Source organism: Duganella sp. GW821-FHT01E12, assembly GCF_059422325.1.
In genome coordinates this window covers 117,131-132,484 of record NZ_JBWKWR010000001.1, presented here as the reverse complement: position 1 = coordinate 132,484, position 15,354 = coordinate 117,131, and the positions used below count along the sequence as shown (strand labels likewise).

Annotated in this window: 11 protein-coding genes; all 11 read right to left on the bottom strand. The window is 68.9% G+C overall.

All coding sequences use genetic code 11. From position 1 onward, the window contains the following. Position 1 precedes the first annotated feature (1 nt). The 11 genes from AC07WS_RS00485 to AC07WS_RS00435 all read right to left on the bottom strand — a co-directional run bounded on the left by AC07WS_RS00485 (position 2) and on the right by AC07WS_RS00435 (position 15,336). A complete protein-coding gene (locus tag AC07WS_RS00485) occupies positions 2-940 on the bottom strand; it encodes a transketolase family protein (RefSeq protein WP_494727210.1) in 939 nt (312 codons plus the stop codon). Beyond that, the gene (locus AC07WS_RS00480; RefSeq protein ID WP_494727209.1) at positions 937-1,752 is read right to left on the bottom strand and encodes a transketolase; all 816 of its coding nucleotides are present in this window, start codon (positions 1,750-1,752) and stop codon (positions 937-939) included. Before AC07WS_RS00480 ends, AC07WS_RS00485 begins: the two co-directional genes overlap by 4 nt. Then, on the bottom strand, positions 1,752-2,828 hold the full coding sequence (locus AC07WS_RS00475) for an NAD-dependent epimerase/dehydratase family protein (RefSeq protein WP_494727208.1): 1,077 nt from the start codon (positions 2,826-2,828) through the stop codon (positions 1,752-1,754). The genes AC07WS_RS00480 and AC07WS_RS00475 overlap by 1 nt, the downstream gene beginning before the upstream one ends. Before the next feature lie 8 nt (positions 2,829-2,836). Then, entirely contained in the window at positions 2,837-4,162 is a 1,326-nt protein-coding gene (gene rfbH, locus AC07WS_RS00470; protein WP_494727207.1) for a lipopolysaccharide biosynthesis protein RfbH, read from the bottom strand. Positions 4,163-4,172: 10 nt separating this feature from the next. After that, positions 4,173-5,249, bottom strand: a complete 1,077-nt coding sequence (rfbG, locus tag AC07WS_RS00465; protein WP_494728027.1) for a CDP-glucose 4,6-dehydratase — start codon at positions 5,247-5,249, stop codon at positions 4,173-4,175. After that, entirely contained in the window at positions 5,246-6,019 is a 774-nt protein-coding gene (rfbF, locus tag AC07WS_RS00460) for a glucose-1-phosphate cytidylyltransferase (RefSeq protein WP_486070241.1), read from the bottom strand. The genes rfbG and rfbF overlap by 4 nt, the downstream gene beginning before the upstream one ends. A gap of 257 nt (positions 6,020-6,276) precedes the next feature. Then, entirely contained in the window at positions 6,277-9,189 is a 2,913-nt protein-coding gene (locus tag AC07WS_RS00455; protein ID WP_494727206.1) for an O-linked N-acetylglucosamine transferase family protein, read from the bottom strand. Positions 9,190-9,217: 28 nt separating this feature from the next. After that, the gene (locus AC07WS_RS00450; RefSeq protein ID WP_494727205.1) at positions 9,218-10,315 is read right to left on the bottom strand and encodes an SGNH/GDSL hydrolase family protein; all 1,098 of its coding nucleotides are present in this window, start codon (positions 10,313-10,315) and stop codon (positions 9,218-9,220) included. Positions 10,316-10,320: 5 nt separating this feature from the next. Beyond that, positions 10,321-13,479, bottom strand: a complete 3,159-nt coding sequence (locus AC07WS_RS00445) for an O-linked N-acetylglucosamine transferase family protein (RefSeq protein ID WP_494727204.1) — start codon at positions 13,477-13,479, stop codon at positions 10,321-10,323. Further along, positions 13,476-14,216: an acyltransferase gene (locus AC07WS_RS00440; protein ID WP_494727203.1), complete on the bottom strand. Its 741-nt coding sequence runs from the start codon at positions 14,214-14,216 to the stop codon at positions 13,476-13,478. Before AC07WS_RS00440 ends, AC07WS_RS00445 begins: the two co-directional genes overlap by 4 nt. Before the next feature lie 13 nt (positions 14,217-14,229). After that, the gene (locus tag AC07WS_RS00435; protein WP_494727202.1) at positions 14,230-15,336 is read right to left on the bottom strand and encodes a DegT/DnrJ/EryC1/StrS family aminotransferase; all 1,107 of its coding nucleotides are present in this window, start codon (positions 15,334-15,336) and stop codon (positions 14,230-14,232) included. Positions 15,337-15,354: the final 18 nt, after the last annotated feature.

Sequence of the window (15,354 nt, the reverse complement as noted above, 5' to 3'; positions counted from 1 at the left end):
TTCAGGACAGGGAGGCGTGCCAGCCGTCTAGCTGGAGGCCCATTTTCTCGCGCAGGAAATCCTGCGAGCCGGCGCTGCTGATGAAGGCGTTCGGGATGGCGATGCGTTTGATCGCCGGCAGCGCCGCCAGCGCGCCGTCCGACAGCAGGTCGTGCAGGCGCTCCAGCACGGCCGAGCCGAAGCCGCCGTTGGCCTGGTGCTCCTCCAGCGTGGCCACGTGGCGGTAGCGCGCCGCCAGTGCCGCCAGCTGCGCGCGGTCGATCGGATTGACGAAGGGGAAGCTGTACAAATCGATGTGCGGCGCGTGCTGCGCCAAATAGCGCGCCGCGTAGCCGACCATGTCGCCGGTGGCGAACACCGCCGCCGTCGCCGCGCCGCCGCTGCCGCCGCCGGGCGCCACGCGCACCGGCACGATGTCGCCCAGCTTGAGCGCCGGCGGCTGCGGGTGCAGGCGCGCCTCGCCGGCCTTGTTCAGACGCATATAGCACGGGCCGCGGTGCTGGGCGATGAAGGCCGTCATCGCGTCCACCTCGGCCGGGTCGCCCGGCGCGGTGACCACCATGCCGGGGATGGTGCGCAGCATGCCCAGTTCCTCGGTGGTGTGGTGCGAGGTGCTCAGCGGGCCGTAGGCATAGCCGCCGCCGACCGCGATGATCTTGACGTTGGCCTCGTGGTAGGCGACGTCGTAGCGGATCTGCTCCATCGCCCGCAAGGTCGGGAAATTGCCGATCGAGTAGCAGAACACCGTGTAGCCTTCCATGCTCAGGCCCGTCGCCAGGCCGACCATGTTCTGCTCGGCGATGCCGACGTTGAGGAAGCGCTCGGGATAGGCCTCGGCGAACGGCTCCAGCACCGAGTAGCCAAGGTCGCCGCACAGCAGGAAGATGCGCTCGTCCCGGGCCGCCTGCGCCATCAGGGTGGTGATAAAACTGTTTCTCATGCTTGGTCCTCTTGCAGCAGTTCGGCGCGGGCGGCGGCGAATTGGGCGGCGTCCGGCGACTTGTAGTGCCAGGCCAGCTGGTGTTCCATGAAGCTCACGCCCTTGCCCTTGACGGTGTGGGCGATCACCACGCGCGGCTTGCCGCTGCGGCCCTCCTTGGACAGCGCGGCGGCCAGCGCCGCGTGGTCGTGGCCGTCGACCTCGACGGTCTCCCAGTTGAAGGCCTTGAACTTGTCCGACAAAGGATCGAGGTTGAGCACCTCGGCGGTGCTGCCGAAGCTCTGGATCTTGTTGTAGTCGACGATCAGCGTCAGGTTGTCGAGCTGGTGGTGCGGCGCGAACAGGATGGCTTCCCAGTTCGAGCCTTCATCGAGCTCGCCGTCGCTGACGATGGCGTAGGTGTGCCACGCGGCCTTGCGGCGCTTGCCGGCCAGCGCCACGCCGGCCGCCACCGACAGCGCGTGTCCCAGGCTGCCGGTCGACAGCTCCACGCCCGGCACCTTGTGGTTGACGTGCGAGGTGAAGTAGCTGCCGTTGTCGGTGAAGGTGTCCAGCTCGGACTTGTCGTAGTAGCCGGTTTCGGCCAGCGTGGCGTACAGCGCGGTGCAGGCGTGGCCCTTGCTGTAGAAGACGCGGTCGCGCTGCGGCGCGCGCGGCTGGCTCGGGTCGGCGGTCAGCAGGCCGCCGTACAGCACGGCCAGCACGTCGGCCACCGAGAACGCGCCGCCCAGGTGCGAGGCGCGCTTGGTGTGGCACATGTGCAGGCATTGCAGCCGGATGCGGCGCGCCAGGTCGGTTGTGGAGTCGGTCATCACAAATAGCTTTCTATGGTGCGGCGGAAGCCGTCGGCCAGCGAGGTGGCGGGACGCCAGCCCAGCGCGTTGGCCTTGGCGATGTCGGGCGCGCCGCGCTGCACGGCGCTGGCCAGGTAGTTGTCGCCCTGCGGGCGTTCGACGTAGCTGACGGTCAGGCCCTTCTCGGGGTACAGGCCGACCAGCAGCTGGCCCAGCGCGCGCATGCTGATCTCGCCGTCCGGGTTGCCGATGTTGTAGGCCTGGCCGGGCGCGCCGTCGAGCAGCACCTTCCAGAAGCCGGCCACGGCGTCGGCCGAGTAGCAGAACGAGCGCGTGGCCAGGCCGTCGCTCTTGAGCGCGATCGGCTCGTTGCGCAGGATGCAGGCGACGAAGTCGGCGTAGACGCGGCCGTCGTCGAGCAGCATGCGCGGGCCGTAGGTGTGGAACGGGCGCACGATGGTGGCCGGCACGCCGAACTGGTGGTGCCACGACACGCACATGTTCTCGCCCATGCGCTTGCTCTCGGCGTAGCAGGCGCGCACCGAGGTCGGATCGACCACGCCGTAATCCTGCTCGGCGGTCGGCACCTTGCTGGCGGCGCCGTAGACCTCACTGCTGCTGAAGTAGAGGAAACCCTTGCTGCCGCTGGCGCGCGCCAGTTCCAGCAGGGCCGCCGTGCCGAGCGTGTTGGCGCTCAGCGTGCCGACCGGATCGGTCGCGTAGTATTTCGGGCTGGCCTGGCTGGCGGCGTGGATGATGTAGTCCGGCCGCTCGTCCAGCGTGAACGGCCGGCTGATGTCCTGCTCGATGCAGACCAGGTCGGTGCGGCCGCCTTGGTGCGCGTGTTGCGGCATATGATGCGCGTAGCGCCGCTCGAAGCCGGCGCGGTTGCGCACCATGGCCAGCACGCGGATGCCGAGTTGGCGCGTCTCGTTCAGGTACAGCATGGTCTCGACCATGTACGACGGCAGGAAGCCCGACGCGCCGGTGATGCAGACGGTCTGGCCGGCCAGCCGGCTCCAGGCTATGCCGGGCGTGGCCACGATGGCGGCCATGTCGGCGGTTTCTATCGGATGCCGCGTTGCTTGCATCATGGCGCTCCTCAGAAACCGACGCCGAAGAATTCCTCCAGCTTGGTGATGGCGTAGTCCAGCATCTCGCGCGTCAGGCCGGGGAACACACCGATCCAGAAGGTGTCGTTCATCACGCGGTCGGTGTTGGTCAACTCGCCGGAGACGCGGTAGTTGCGGCCCACCATGTAGGGCTGGCGCGTCAGGTTGCCGGCGAACAGCAGGCGGGTGCCGATCTTGTGCTGGTCCAGGTAGGTCAGCAGGTCGACGCGCGAGACGTTCGCCTCCGGCTTGAGCGTCATCGGGAAGCCGAACCACGACGGGTCGGAATGCTCGGTCGCTTCCGGCAGGATCAGGAACTCGGCGCACGACTGCAGCCGCTCCTTCAGATACGCGAAGTTGTCCTTGCGGGCCTGGATGAAGCTGGGCGCGCGGTCGATCTGCGCCAGGCCGCAGGCGGCCTGCATGTCGGTGATCTTGAGGTTGTAGCCCAGGTGGCTGTAGGTGTACTTGTGGTCGTAGCCCATCGGCAGGGTGCCCAGGCACTGGCAGAAGCGCTTGCCGCAAGTGTTGTCCTTGCCCGGCGCGCAGTAGCAGTCGCGGCCCCAGTCGCGGAACGACTCGGCGATCATCTTCAGCTCGGGATTGTTGGTGAACACCGCGCCGCCTTCGCCCATCGTGATGTGGTGCGCGGGGTAGAACGACATGGTGCCGATGTCGCCGAAGGTGCCGACCATCTTGCCGTGGTAGGTGGAGCCCAGCGCGTCGCAGCAGTCCTCGATCAGCCACAGCTTGTGCTTCTTGCAGATCGCCGTGATGACATCGAGGTTGTACGGGTTGCCCAGCGTGTGGGCCAGCATGATGGCCTTGGTCTTGGGCGAGATCGCCGCTTCCAGCTTGGTCACATCGATGTTGTAGGTGCCCAGCTCGACGTCGACGAACACCGGGATCGCGCCGAACTGGATGATCGGGTTCACGGTGGTCGGGAAGCCTGCGGCCACGCCGATCACTTCGTCGCCCTGCTGGATCGCGCGCGCGCCCAGCTTCGGCGAGGTCAGCGTGTTGAATGCGACCAGGTTGGCCGAGGAGCCGGAGTTCACGGTGATCAGGAAGTCCACGCCGATCAGCTTGGCCAGCTTGGCCTCGAACTGGTCGTTGAAGCGGCCGGTGGTCAGCCAGGCGTCGAGCGAGGCCTCGACCATCAGTTCCATTTCCGGCGCGCCCACCACCTTGCCGGCCGGCGGGATCACCGTCACGCCGGGTTCGAAGGCCTTGGGCACGCTGGCCAGCGCGCCGTATTCGCCCACCAGCTTGATGATCTGTGCGCGGAGTTGTTCTTTGCTTTGTGCTTCACTCATGATTGCTGCCCTAAATGTGTGCGGTGTTTTGATACGTGTCGATTTGCGCCAGCGTCAGCGCGCGCATGTCGTCGCCCCGGGCGTGCGCCTGGTGCCAGGCCACGATCATGTCGATGGTGTGGCCCAGGTGCCAGCGCGGCTGCCAGCGCAGGCGGCTGCGGGCCTTGGAACAGTCCAGCTTGAGGTAGTGCGCCTCGTGCGGCTGCGGCGCGGAGTCCAGCTCCCAGCCGGTGCCGTCGCCCCAGCTCTCGCACAGGCGCGCGATGATCCACTCGACCGGGCGGGCGTCGATGTCGTGCGGGCCGAAGTTGAAGCCCTCGGCGAAATCCGCGCCTTGCAGGTACAGGTGCTCGGCCAAGGTCAGGTAGCCCGACAGCGGCTCCAGCACGTGCTGCCATGGACGGATCGCGTGCGGGCTGCGGATGCGCACCGGCTTGCCGGCGGCGATGGCGCGCACCATGTCGGGGATCAGCCGGTCCTCGGCCCAGTCGCCGCCGCCGATCACGTTGCCGGCGCGGCCCGAGGCCAGCGCCACGCCGTGCTCCGCGTATTGTTCGGGATTGAAGAACGACGAGCGGTAGCCGGCCGTCACCAGCTCGGCGCAGGCCTTGCTGTTGCTGTACGGGTCGTAGCCGCCGAAGGCTTCGTTCTCGCGGTAGCCCCAGGCCCACTCCTTGTTCTCGTAGCACTTGTCGCTGGTGACGTTGACCACCGCCTTGACGCCCGGCGTGTTGCGCACCGCCTCGAAGAAGTTCACCAGCCCCATGACGTTGGTGGCGTAGGTCTCCACCGGATTGGCGTACGAGTAGCGCACCAGCGCCTGCGCCGCCATGTGGATGACGATCTCCGGCCGCGCCTTCGTCATCGCCTCGCGCAGGGCCGCGCCGTCGCGGATGTCGCCGATGATGGAGGTCATGCCGGCGGCCACTTGCGCAGTCTCGAACAGGCTTGGTTTGCTCGGTGCTTCGAGGGCGTAGCCGGTGACGTGCGCGCCCAGTTGCTGCAACCACAGGCTCAGCCAGCTCCCCTTGAAGCCGGTGTGCCCGGTCAGGAATACACGCTTGCCGCGCCAGAACGACGGCGTCATGGCCATCGCTTCCACGGCGCCTTGCCGCTTTCCCACAGGTCTTCCAGCAGGATCTTGTCGCGCAGCGTGTCCATCGGCTGCCAGAAGCCGTGGTGGTGGAAGGCGTCCATCTGGCCTTCGCGGGCCAGCTTTTCCATCGGCTCTTTTTCCCAGGTGGTGCTGTCGTCGGCGATGTAGTCGATCACCTTCGGCGACAGCACGAAGTAGCCGCCGTTGATCCAGGCGCCGTCGCCCTGCGGCTTTTCCTTGAAGCTGACGATGCGCTGGCCGTCGATGTCGATCGCGCCGAAGCGGCCCGGCGGCTGCACCGCCGTCATGGTGGCCAGCTTGCCGTGCTGCTTGTGGAAGGCGATCGAGGCCGAGATGTCGATGTCGGATACGCCGTCGCCGTAGGTGAAGCAGAACGCCTCGTCGTTCTCGACGTACTGGCGCACGCGCTTGAGGCGGCCGCCGGTGAGCGTGTCGGCGCCGGTGTCGATCAGCGTGACCTTCCACGGCTCGGCGTGGCGCTCGTGCACTTCCATGCTGTTCTTTTGCAAGTCGAAGGTGACGTCCGACGTGTGCAGGAAGTAGTTGGCGAAGAATTCCTTGATCACGTAGCCGCGGTAGCCGCAGCAGATGACGAAGTCGTTGATGCCGTGAGCGGAATAGCTCTTCAGGATGTGCCACAGGATAGGCTTGCCGCCGACCTCCACCATCGGCTTCGGCTTGACCGTGGTCTCTTCGCTGAGCCGCGTGCCCAGTCCACCAGCCAGTATGACTGCTTTCATGCTATCCCCGGATTGTTATGAGTTGACGCAGACCACATTATCTATTGCGCCCGGGCTATTTTAAACGAAAAGCAGGGGCTGTTTGGTGCCACAGACCGGGCGATGGCGATTTACCACAGTTCTCGCGGCCGCCGCCTGCGCGCACCGGCGTCCGAGGGTATGTACACGGGGTGCTGTTCCGCCGCCCTTCTAGCAAAGCTTCGATTTTTTGTTCGATTTTCTTCGATTTTTTCAAGCTTTGAACTATTGCCAACTGCCTACTCATTCGGCGCCAGCAGCAGTTGATAGCCGATGCGCATCGCGCGCTGCAGCGCGTCGACCCGGTGCGCGGCGCTGGCGGCCAGCTGCGTGTAGTGGGCCGCGATCAGCGTGTTCAGCTCGGAAAGACGGGCCGCCAGCAGTTGCTTGAAGCGCTCGGCCGGCTCGAAGCGGTGGCCGTGCGCGTGGGCCTGGTACAGCAGCTCCAGCGCCTCGACGCCGGCCTCCAGCTGGGCCAGCGGCGAGGGCGGCACGGCGGGCGCGGCGCGGTAGCTCGACAGTGGCTGCGGCAGGTAGACGTAGTCGCCGCCGGCCAGCGCGGTCAGCGCGGTGGCGATGTTGGCGCGGTCGAGATAGGGACGTTCATGATAGTGACCGAAGGCCGCCCCGATGCTGGCGCGCTTGAACAGCAGGGCGCCCGGCGCGCACACGGCCGCCGTCGCGCCGCTGTCGCCGTTGAGCAGCAGGTTGGCCAGCGAGCCGCCGCTGACGACGATCTCGTTGGCGAACAGCGGCGCCACCGGCAGCGCCTGGCCGTCCGGCGCGCGCGGCTGGCGCCAGCAGGCCACCAGGCTCACCTGCGGATGGTCGAGGAAGTAGGGCAGCATGACGGCGATCTTGTCCGGCGCCAGCGTGTCGCCGGCCGGCGCGGCGGCCACGTAGACGCCCAGCGCCAAAGCCAGGCAGTGGTTCAGGTTGTCGAGCGGCGCCAGGCCGGGCGCGTGCACGTAGCGCAGGCGGCGGTGGGCCTTCAGCTGCGGCTTGAGCAGCGGCAGGCAGGCTCCGCCCGGGCTGCTGTCGCTGACGATGATTTCGCAGTTGGCGTAGGTCTGGGCCAGCGCGCTGAGCAGCGTGGTCTCCAGCGGCAGCGGATCGTCGGCGGGGATCAAGATGCTGACCAGCGGCGCCAAGCCGTCGTTCCCGCGCGGACGGCCGGCCGACGCGGAGTCCATCCCTCGCGTGTTCCCACGCGGGCGGCCCTCCGATGCGGAATCGATATCTCGCGTCCCCGCCGGCGCGGAAGCGGCTGGCGCGGTCGCTGCGGCGCGGCCGTGCCGCAGCTTGAGCGTGCCCTTGGCGACCCGCAGGTACAGCGCTTCCAGGTCGGCCGCCAGCTGCGGCGTGTCGAACAGCGGCGCGCTGCTGCGATGCTTGCGCAGCCGGTTGCGCAGCCGCGCCAGCTCCTTGGGCCGCTCGGCCAGCCGCACCGCGCGCGCCTCATATTTTTGCTCGCTGGCCGCGACCAGCTCCGGCAACCCGGCCGCGTGCAGCAGGCTGGCGCTGACGCGGCCGGCGCCGCATCGGCCGGTGCTGGTCAGCAGCGGCAAGCCCGCCCACAACACTTCGCCCGCGATGTCGCCCGACGCATGGGGCGCGGTGTCGAGGAACAGGTCGGCGGCCAGATAGCGCGCCAGTTGCTGCTCCGGCGCGGCCGGCTCGGCGAAGCACAATCGCTCGCTGGGCACGCCGCGTTGCATGGCCGCCACCCGCAGATTGTCGCGCACCGGCTCGCTGGCCGTTTGCAGCCACAGCACGCTGTCCGGCACCTGCCGCAGGATGCGCATCCAGGTGGCGAACCGTTCCGGCGTGATGTGCTCGGGCGCCGCGAAGCAGCAGTAGACGAAGCCCGGCTCCGGCAACCCGAGCGCAGCGCGCCCCCCCGGCTGCGCGCCCGGCAGCGGACGCTGGCGGTCCTGCGGCTGGAAGCAGTGCGGCAGATACAGCGGCTGTTCGGTGTAGTGCGGCGCCAGTTCCGGCGGCAGCGTCACGGCGTCGGCCAGCACGTAGTCGATGGCGGCCATGGCGCTGGTGCCGGGCTGGCCCAGCCACGCGATCTGCACCGGCGCCGGACGGTGCAGCAAAATCCCCGGCCGCGCCCCCGCCAGCCGCCCGTGCAGGTCGACCAGGATATCGATCTCGTGCGCGCGTATCGATTGCGCCGCCTGCGCATCGCTCAGCGTGGCGATCGGCACGTGCAGGTCCATGCCGCGCAGCAGGCGCTGGCGCAGCGCCGAGCCATCCTCCGGACTCCAGCAGAAGCCGTAGACCTCGATCAGCTCGCGGTTGTGCAGCTCGAACAATTCCGCCAGCAGCCGTCCCACCGGCTGCGCGCCGAAGCCGCACGACAGATAGCCGACGCGCAGCTTGCGGTGCGCATAGCCGTCGCCGTCGGCCAGCGGCGCCGGCGCCGGCGGCAGGGTCGCGCGCACCTCGCGCTGCGCGGCGGCCAGCTGGCGCGCCGGATCGTCGCTCAGGTCCAGCATGGCCAGCGCCGACGTGGCGTGGCGCAGCGCGCTCTCGCTCAGCCCGGGCACGAAGCCGTACACCGGCCACGCGCACAGCTTCATGCGCAGCTTGATCCACTGCGGCGCGACCATGGCCTGGCGCGGGTCCAGCTGCAGGCTGTGCAGCAGCGCCTGCTCCGCCTGCGGCAGGTCGCCCTGCGCCTCGGCCAGCCGGCCGATGTTGTTGTACAGGCGGATCTGCAAGGCCGGCGACGCGGCCGTGGCGGCGTCCAGGTCGTCGAGCGCCGCGCGCCACTGCGCCAGCGCCGCCTCCGGCTTGCGCTGGCGCTCCAGCAGCGCGCCCAGTCCCAGCTGGCTTTCGGTGAAGCCCGGATGCAGCCGCAGCGATTGCCGGTAGCCGCGCTCGGCGCCGGCTTCGTCGCCCGCTTGCAGCTGCACCACGGCCAGGTTGTACCAGGCCACGTATTCCAGCGGCGAGTCGCAATGCTCCAGCCACAGCTGGTACAGCGAGATGGTTTGCTCGGTCTTGCCCTGCGCCGTCAGCAGGCCGGTCAGCCCGATCAGGTCGATGATGGCCAGCTCGCCCAGCCGCGCCAGGGCCAGCGCCAGCGTGCCCGCCTCGGCCAGGTTACCGGCCGCCATCGCCTGATGCAGTTGCTGGGACATGGGCGGGCTCCGGTCGGGTGGCGTGGCGTCAGTGCTGCTCGGTCAGCATCAGCACGCCGACCAGGTCGAAGTAGCGCTCGGGCGCCTCCGCCAGGCCGCCGGCATAGCAGTCGAAGCCGGTCTGCGCGCCGCCGGCCTGCTCCGGCACCGACAGCGCCAGCCGGCTGGCGCCATAGTGGCGCAGCAGGCTGTGGCTCCACAGCAGCGGCAGCGGAATGCTGGAGTAGACGAAGGGCAGCGTCTCGGTGTCCGCGTGGCGGGTGGCCACGCGGGCGTTGAAGGCCAGGCCGTCGTCGCTGCTCAGCTCCACCTGCAGCGTGTCGTGGCGCGGATCGGACTTCAGGAACAGCGCCAGCGGGAACATCTCGCTGTTGAGCTCCAGCCGGCTGCCCGGCAGCATGCGCAGGTAGTCCAGCTGCATCAGGCGGTTGCCGGTGTGGCCCGGCTGCACCGGGCCGCTGGTGAACTGCTGCAGGTTGCGGCCGGGCAGGTACATCGCCTGCAGCCTGGCGAACGGCGACACCGCCTGCAGCCGCGCCGCCGTGGCCGACAGCGGCTCGGCGTGCTGCGCCGCCAGCGTGAGCAGCCGCTGCGCCACGATGGCGCCGACGATGGAGGTGGCGTGCGGCGTGTCGTAGTGGGCCGGGTCGCGGTACAGCCAGGCCGGCGCGCGGCCCAGGAACAGCGCCGACAGCGCCGCGCGCACGTCGATCACCGGCAGCGCCAGCTCGCCGAAGGCACGCAGCTGGGCGTCGTAGATCGGATGCGGCGCGGCCGACGAGAAGTGCTGCTGCTGCGCCAGCACCAGCGGCACGAAGTGGGCCGCCGGGTACAGCTGGGCGGCGGCCTTGAGCAGCAGGTGGAAGCAGAACAGCCACGACTCGGCGCCGCCCGGACGGGGCGCGAAGTGGCCGGTGTCGTTGATCGAATACTCGTACAGCACCACGTCCACCGGCTTGCCGTCGTAGGTCTCGTACAGCCGGCCGATGGCCGACAGCGAGGTGGTGGCGCCCACCGATATCTGCACGATCTCGGCCTCCGTGTAGCCCTGCAGCGACTGCGCCAGGTGGGTGACGTAGCCGTCCTTGAGCAGCGAGTTGGAACCGCCGATGATGAGGATACGCATGGCGGTCAGGCCGGCACGGCGGTGATGAGGTAGCGCTGCGCCAGCGCGTCCTGCGCCGCCAGCTCGGGATCGCTGCCGCTGGCCTGGGCCAGCTGGCGCAGGATGGGCAGGAACACCTCGCGTCCCGGCTCGTTGAAGATCACCGGCACGCCGCCGCTCATGCGGAAGCCGGCCAGTTGCAGCAGCTCCAGCAGCGAGCCGCGCGTGAAGCCGTGCAGCTCGTCCGGCTGCATGACGCCGTCGGCGCGGTAGCGGAAGTCGCCCATGTTCAGGCGCACCTGCGCGCTCCAGTGCTGCAGGTTGCGCACCGACAGCGCCAGCGTGCCGCCCGGCGCCATGCTGGCGCGGATCGCCTTGAGCACGGCCAGTGGATCGCGCACGCGCTCGAGCGCGCCGTCCAGCACCCACAGGTCGGCCTGCGCCACCTGGCGCTCGCGCTGCGGGTCGGCCGTCTCGATGTCCTGGCTGTAGACGAAGTCGCAGTGGGCGCGCGCCTGCTCGGCGGCGATGGCGTCGCGTTCGATGCCGGTGTAGTTGCACAGCGGGTGGCGCTGCTTGTAGGCCTTGGCGAAGGCGCCGTCGCCGCAGCCCAGCTGCACCACCTTGACCGCGGCCGGCGCGAAGTCCAGCAGCTGCTGGTTGACCTGCGCGCTGGCGGCCGGCTTGTCGTAGTGGTAGCCGCCGGTGCGGCGCACCGTGCCCTGCCAGTCGTGGCGGATGAAGATGCGCTGCGCCGGCTGGTCGCTGAAATCGTTGTTGACCCAGGCGACGTTGCGCATCAGCTGATCGCTCCGGCCGGCCTGCGCCATCGCCACCATCGGCGGCAGCATCGGCGCGCCGTGCTTGACCGGCAGCGGCCACTGGCGCACCACCTCGATGTTGGTCAGCATGCAGGCCGGATGCAGATAGGGCATGCTGCCTTCGCCGTAGGGCTGGCCGTCGGCGTTGACCGGCGTGACGTTGCCCACGCCGTACATGTGCGGCTCCAGGTTCTCCGCCAGCGATTCGAGGAAGCCGCGCTTGAGGATCTCGACGTCGGAGTCGAGGAACAGCACGCGGCCGGACAACTCAAGGTTCTCGATCGCCCACGCCATGCCGGGGCCGTGGTGGATGTTGTAGCCGAACGGGATGAAGCGCACGCCCGGGTACTGCGCGGCGATCGGCGCGATCTGCGCGGCGATCTCCGGCGTCGAGCCGTCGATGATGGTGACCGGGTTGTGCGGATAGAACTGGCGGAACGTGCCCAGCAGCGAGGCGATCAGGTCGGGCGCGTTGTAGGACACGGCGATCATCGGAATCTGGTCGATATTCATGGGGGCTTTCGTCGTGTTCGTGTTGATGGCGGCGGCCGGGCGCGCCACGCGCCGCATGGCCGCTTCCAGGTTGCGCACCAGGCGCGGCGTGTCGAACAGCGCGCAGCTCAGGCGCTTGTCGACCAGCTGGCGCTTCATGGCGGCGATGGCGGCCGGGTCGTTGGCCAGCGCCACCGCCTTCTCTTCGTAGTCGGTGAAGTTGTAGGTGATCAGCTGCGGCAGGTCCACCGCGCGCAGCAGGCTGCCCGCCATGCGCGAGGCGAAGGTCGGCCCGGCGCAGGTCAGCAGCGGCAGCCCGGCCCACAGCGCGTCGCTGGCGGTGGTGCCGGCGTTGAACGGATAGGTGTCGAGGAACAGGTCGGCCAGCTGGTAGCGCGCCAGGTAGTCGGCCGGCAGCGCGCGCTCGGCGAAGATCAGCCGCTGCGCATCGATGCCGGCTTCGGCCGCGTGGCGCTTGAGGTTCTCGGCCACCAGCGGCGTGTCGGCCACCAGCCACAGCACGCTGCCTGGCACGCGCCGCAGGATGTTCATCCAGTGCGCGAACAGCTCGGGCTTGAGCTTGTAGCTGTTGTTGAACGAGCAGAAGACAAAAGCGTCGTCCGGCAGCTTGACGCTGGCGCGGGTCGGCTTGTTGCCGATCAGGCGCTGGCGGTCGTTGATCTGGAAGGTGTCCGGCAGGTACAGCGGCTGCTCGGTGAAGTCCTGCCGCATCTCCGGCGTGATCAGGAACTCGTCGGCGATCACGTAGTCGACGCCGGGCAGGCCGGTGCTGCCGGGGAAGCCCAGCCACGTCATCTGCACCGGCGCCGGGCGGTACGCCAGGATCTGCGGGCGTGCGCCGGAGGTCAGGCCATGCAGGTCGACCAGGATGTCGATCTCGTGGCTGCGGATCAGGCGCGCGGCCTGCTCGTCGCTCAGCGCGTGGATCGGGATGTAGTGGTCCATGCCGGCCACCACGCGGGCGCGCAGCGGCGAGCCGTCCTCGCGGCTCCAGCTGAAGGCGTACACCTCGAACTGGGTGCGGTCGTGCAGGCCGTACAGCTCGGCGGTGAGGATGGACACCGCGTGCGAGCAAAGATCCGACGACAGGTAGCCGATGCGCAGCCGCTCATGGCCGTAGCGCGAGCCCTGTCCGGCCGGGCCGGTCAGCGAGGCCACGGTGGTGTCGATCTTCTCGGCCACGAAGCGCGCGGCGGCGGCCGCCTGCAGCGCCGGATCGTCGGTCAGGCTCAGCATCGCCAGCGCCGAGGCGCCGTCCTCCATCTGGCGGCGGCTGATGTGCGGCAGGCCGCTCCAGGTCGGCCAGTGGCACTGCTTCTGGCGCAGATGCACCCAGTGCGTCATCACGTGCGGCTGGTCCGGCTCCACGGTCAGGCTTTGCGCCAGCATGGCTTCGGCCTCCGGGTACTGCTTCTGGATCTCCAGCAGCCGGCCCAGGTTGTTCAGGGTTTGCAGGTATTGCGTGCGCTGGGCTTTCTGGTCCAGCTTGACGGCCGGGCCCAGGATGGTGCGCCACATGGCCAGCGCCTCCTCCGGCTGGCCCTGGCGCTCGAGCAGCGTGCCAAGGTTGAGCCGGCCCTCGACAAAGCGCGGCTGCAGCGCGATGCACTTGCGGTAGGCCGCCTCGGCGCCGGCGTCGTCGGACTCGGCCGCCAGCAGCGCGCCCAGGTTGAACCAGGCCGCGTACAACAGCGGCTGGCGCGCGCCGTGCTCGATCCAGCAGCGGTACAGCGCGATCGCCTGCTGGGGCTGGCCTTGCTTCTGCAGCGCGGCGGCGGCGTCGAACAGCTGCGGGACCGTCATGTTGCCGCGTGCCGCCTGCTTCATCCACTGTGTGCCGGCGATGCTCATGGCTGCGCCGCGTCCCAGCCGGCGGTGATCTCGGCCGGGTAGCCGCGCCTGAAGTGCGTGGTCCACGGATAGGCCGGCGCGCCGCTGCCGTCCTTCAGGCGGATCTTGCTGGCGTCGCACAGGAACTGCGCCGGATTGCCGGCCACCACCGTGTGCGGCGCGACGTCGCGGTGCACCTTGCTGTGCGCGGCCACCAGCGCATGTGCGCCGACGGTCACGCCGGGCAATATCACCGACATCGCGGCGATGGCGGCGTAGTCGCCGATGGTGGCGCCGACCAGCACATTGCTGGGCGGATGGGGATCGTTGGTCAGCACCACGTAGGGCAGCAGCCAGACGAAGTTGCCGACCCTGGACATCTTGCCGATGAAGACGTTGGACTGGCAGCGCACGTAGTCGCCGATGACGCAGTCGCCCTGGATGTCGTTCATGGTGCCGATCTGGAAGGCGACGCCGGCCACGGTCTTCTCGCGCACCACCACGCGGTGGCCGGTGACGAGCTTGTCGCCGAAGCGCGAGCCCTCGTAGAACACCGAGTGCGAGCGGATGCGCGCGCCGGCGCCGATCACCAGCGGCTGGCCGTCGGCCAGCGGGGTCGGGTAGCCGATCTCGCAGTAGCTGTCGATGACCGAGCCGGCGCCGATCTCCACGTTGTCATGGATGATGGTGAACGGGCCGACGCTGACGCCTTCCCCCAGCTTGGCCTTGGGCGAAACGATGGCGCTAGCATGAATCATGGTCGTATCCTGTTTATGCCGCGCAGAATTTGCGCACCGCCGCCACCACTTCCATCGCCTGTTCGGCCGTCATGGTCGGCCCCATCGGCAGGCTCAGCACTTCCTTGTGGATGGCCTCGGCCAGCGGGAAGTCGCCCGGCTTGTAGCCCAGGTGGGCGTAGGCCGGCTGCAGATGCGGCGGCACCGGATAGTGGACGATGGTGCCGATGCCCTGTTCGGCCAGCGCCTTGGCCAGCGCGTCGCGCTGGGCGTGGCGGATCACGTACACATGCCACACCGGCTCGGCCCACTCCGGCACGTGCGGCAGCGCCAGGCCGGGCAGGCCGGCCAGCTCGCGCTGGTAGATGGCGGCGATGGCGCGGCGCTTGGCGTTGTCGCCGTCCAGCTTGGGCAGCTTGACGCTCAACAGCGCCGACTGCACCTCGTCCAGCCGCGAGTTATAGCCCGGCACCTCGTTGTAGTACTTGACCTTGGAGCCGTAGTTGCGCAGCGTGCGGATACGGTCGGCCAGCGCGTCGTCGCTGGTGGTGACGGCGCCGCCGTCGCCCAGCGCGCCCAGGTTCTTGCCGGGGTAGAAGCTGAAGGCCGCGGCGTCGCCCAGCTGGCCGGCCACGCGGCCGCGGTACAGCGCGCCGTGCGCCTGGGCCGCGTCCTCGATCAGCTTCAGGCCGTGCTTGGCGGCCAGCGCGATCAGCGGGTCCATGTCGGCGGTCTGGCCGTACAGGTGCACCGGCATGATGGCCTTGGTGCGCGCCGTGATGGCCGCCTCCACGCGGGCCGGGTCGATGTTGAAGCCGTCGGCGGTCGGTTCGACCGGCACCGGCGTCGCGCCGCAGTCGCTCACCGCCAGCCAGGTGGCGATGAAGGTGTTGGACGGCACGATCACCTCGTCGCCGGGGCCGATGCCGTAGGCCTTGAGGATCATGAAGATCGCGTCCAGGCCGTTGGCCACGCCGATGCCGTGCTTGCTCTTGCAGTAGGCCGCGAAGCTGGCCTCGAAGGCGCTGGTCTCGCCGCCCAGGATGTACCAGCCCGAATGCAGCACGCGCTTGAACGCGGCTTCGAGCTCGTCGGCTTGCGACAGGTTGATGGCTTTCAGGTCGAGGAAGGGGACGCTCATGGCAAAACTCGCTTAGTT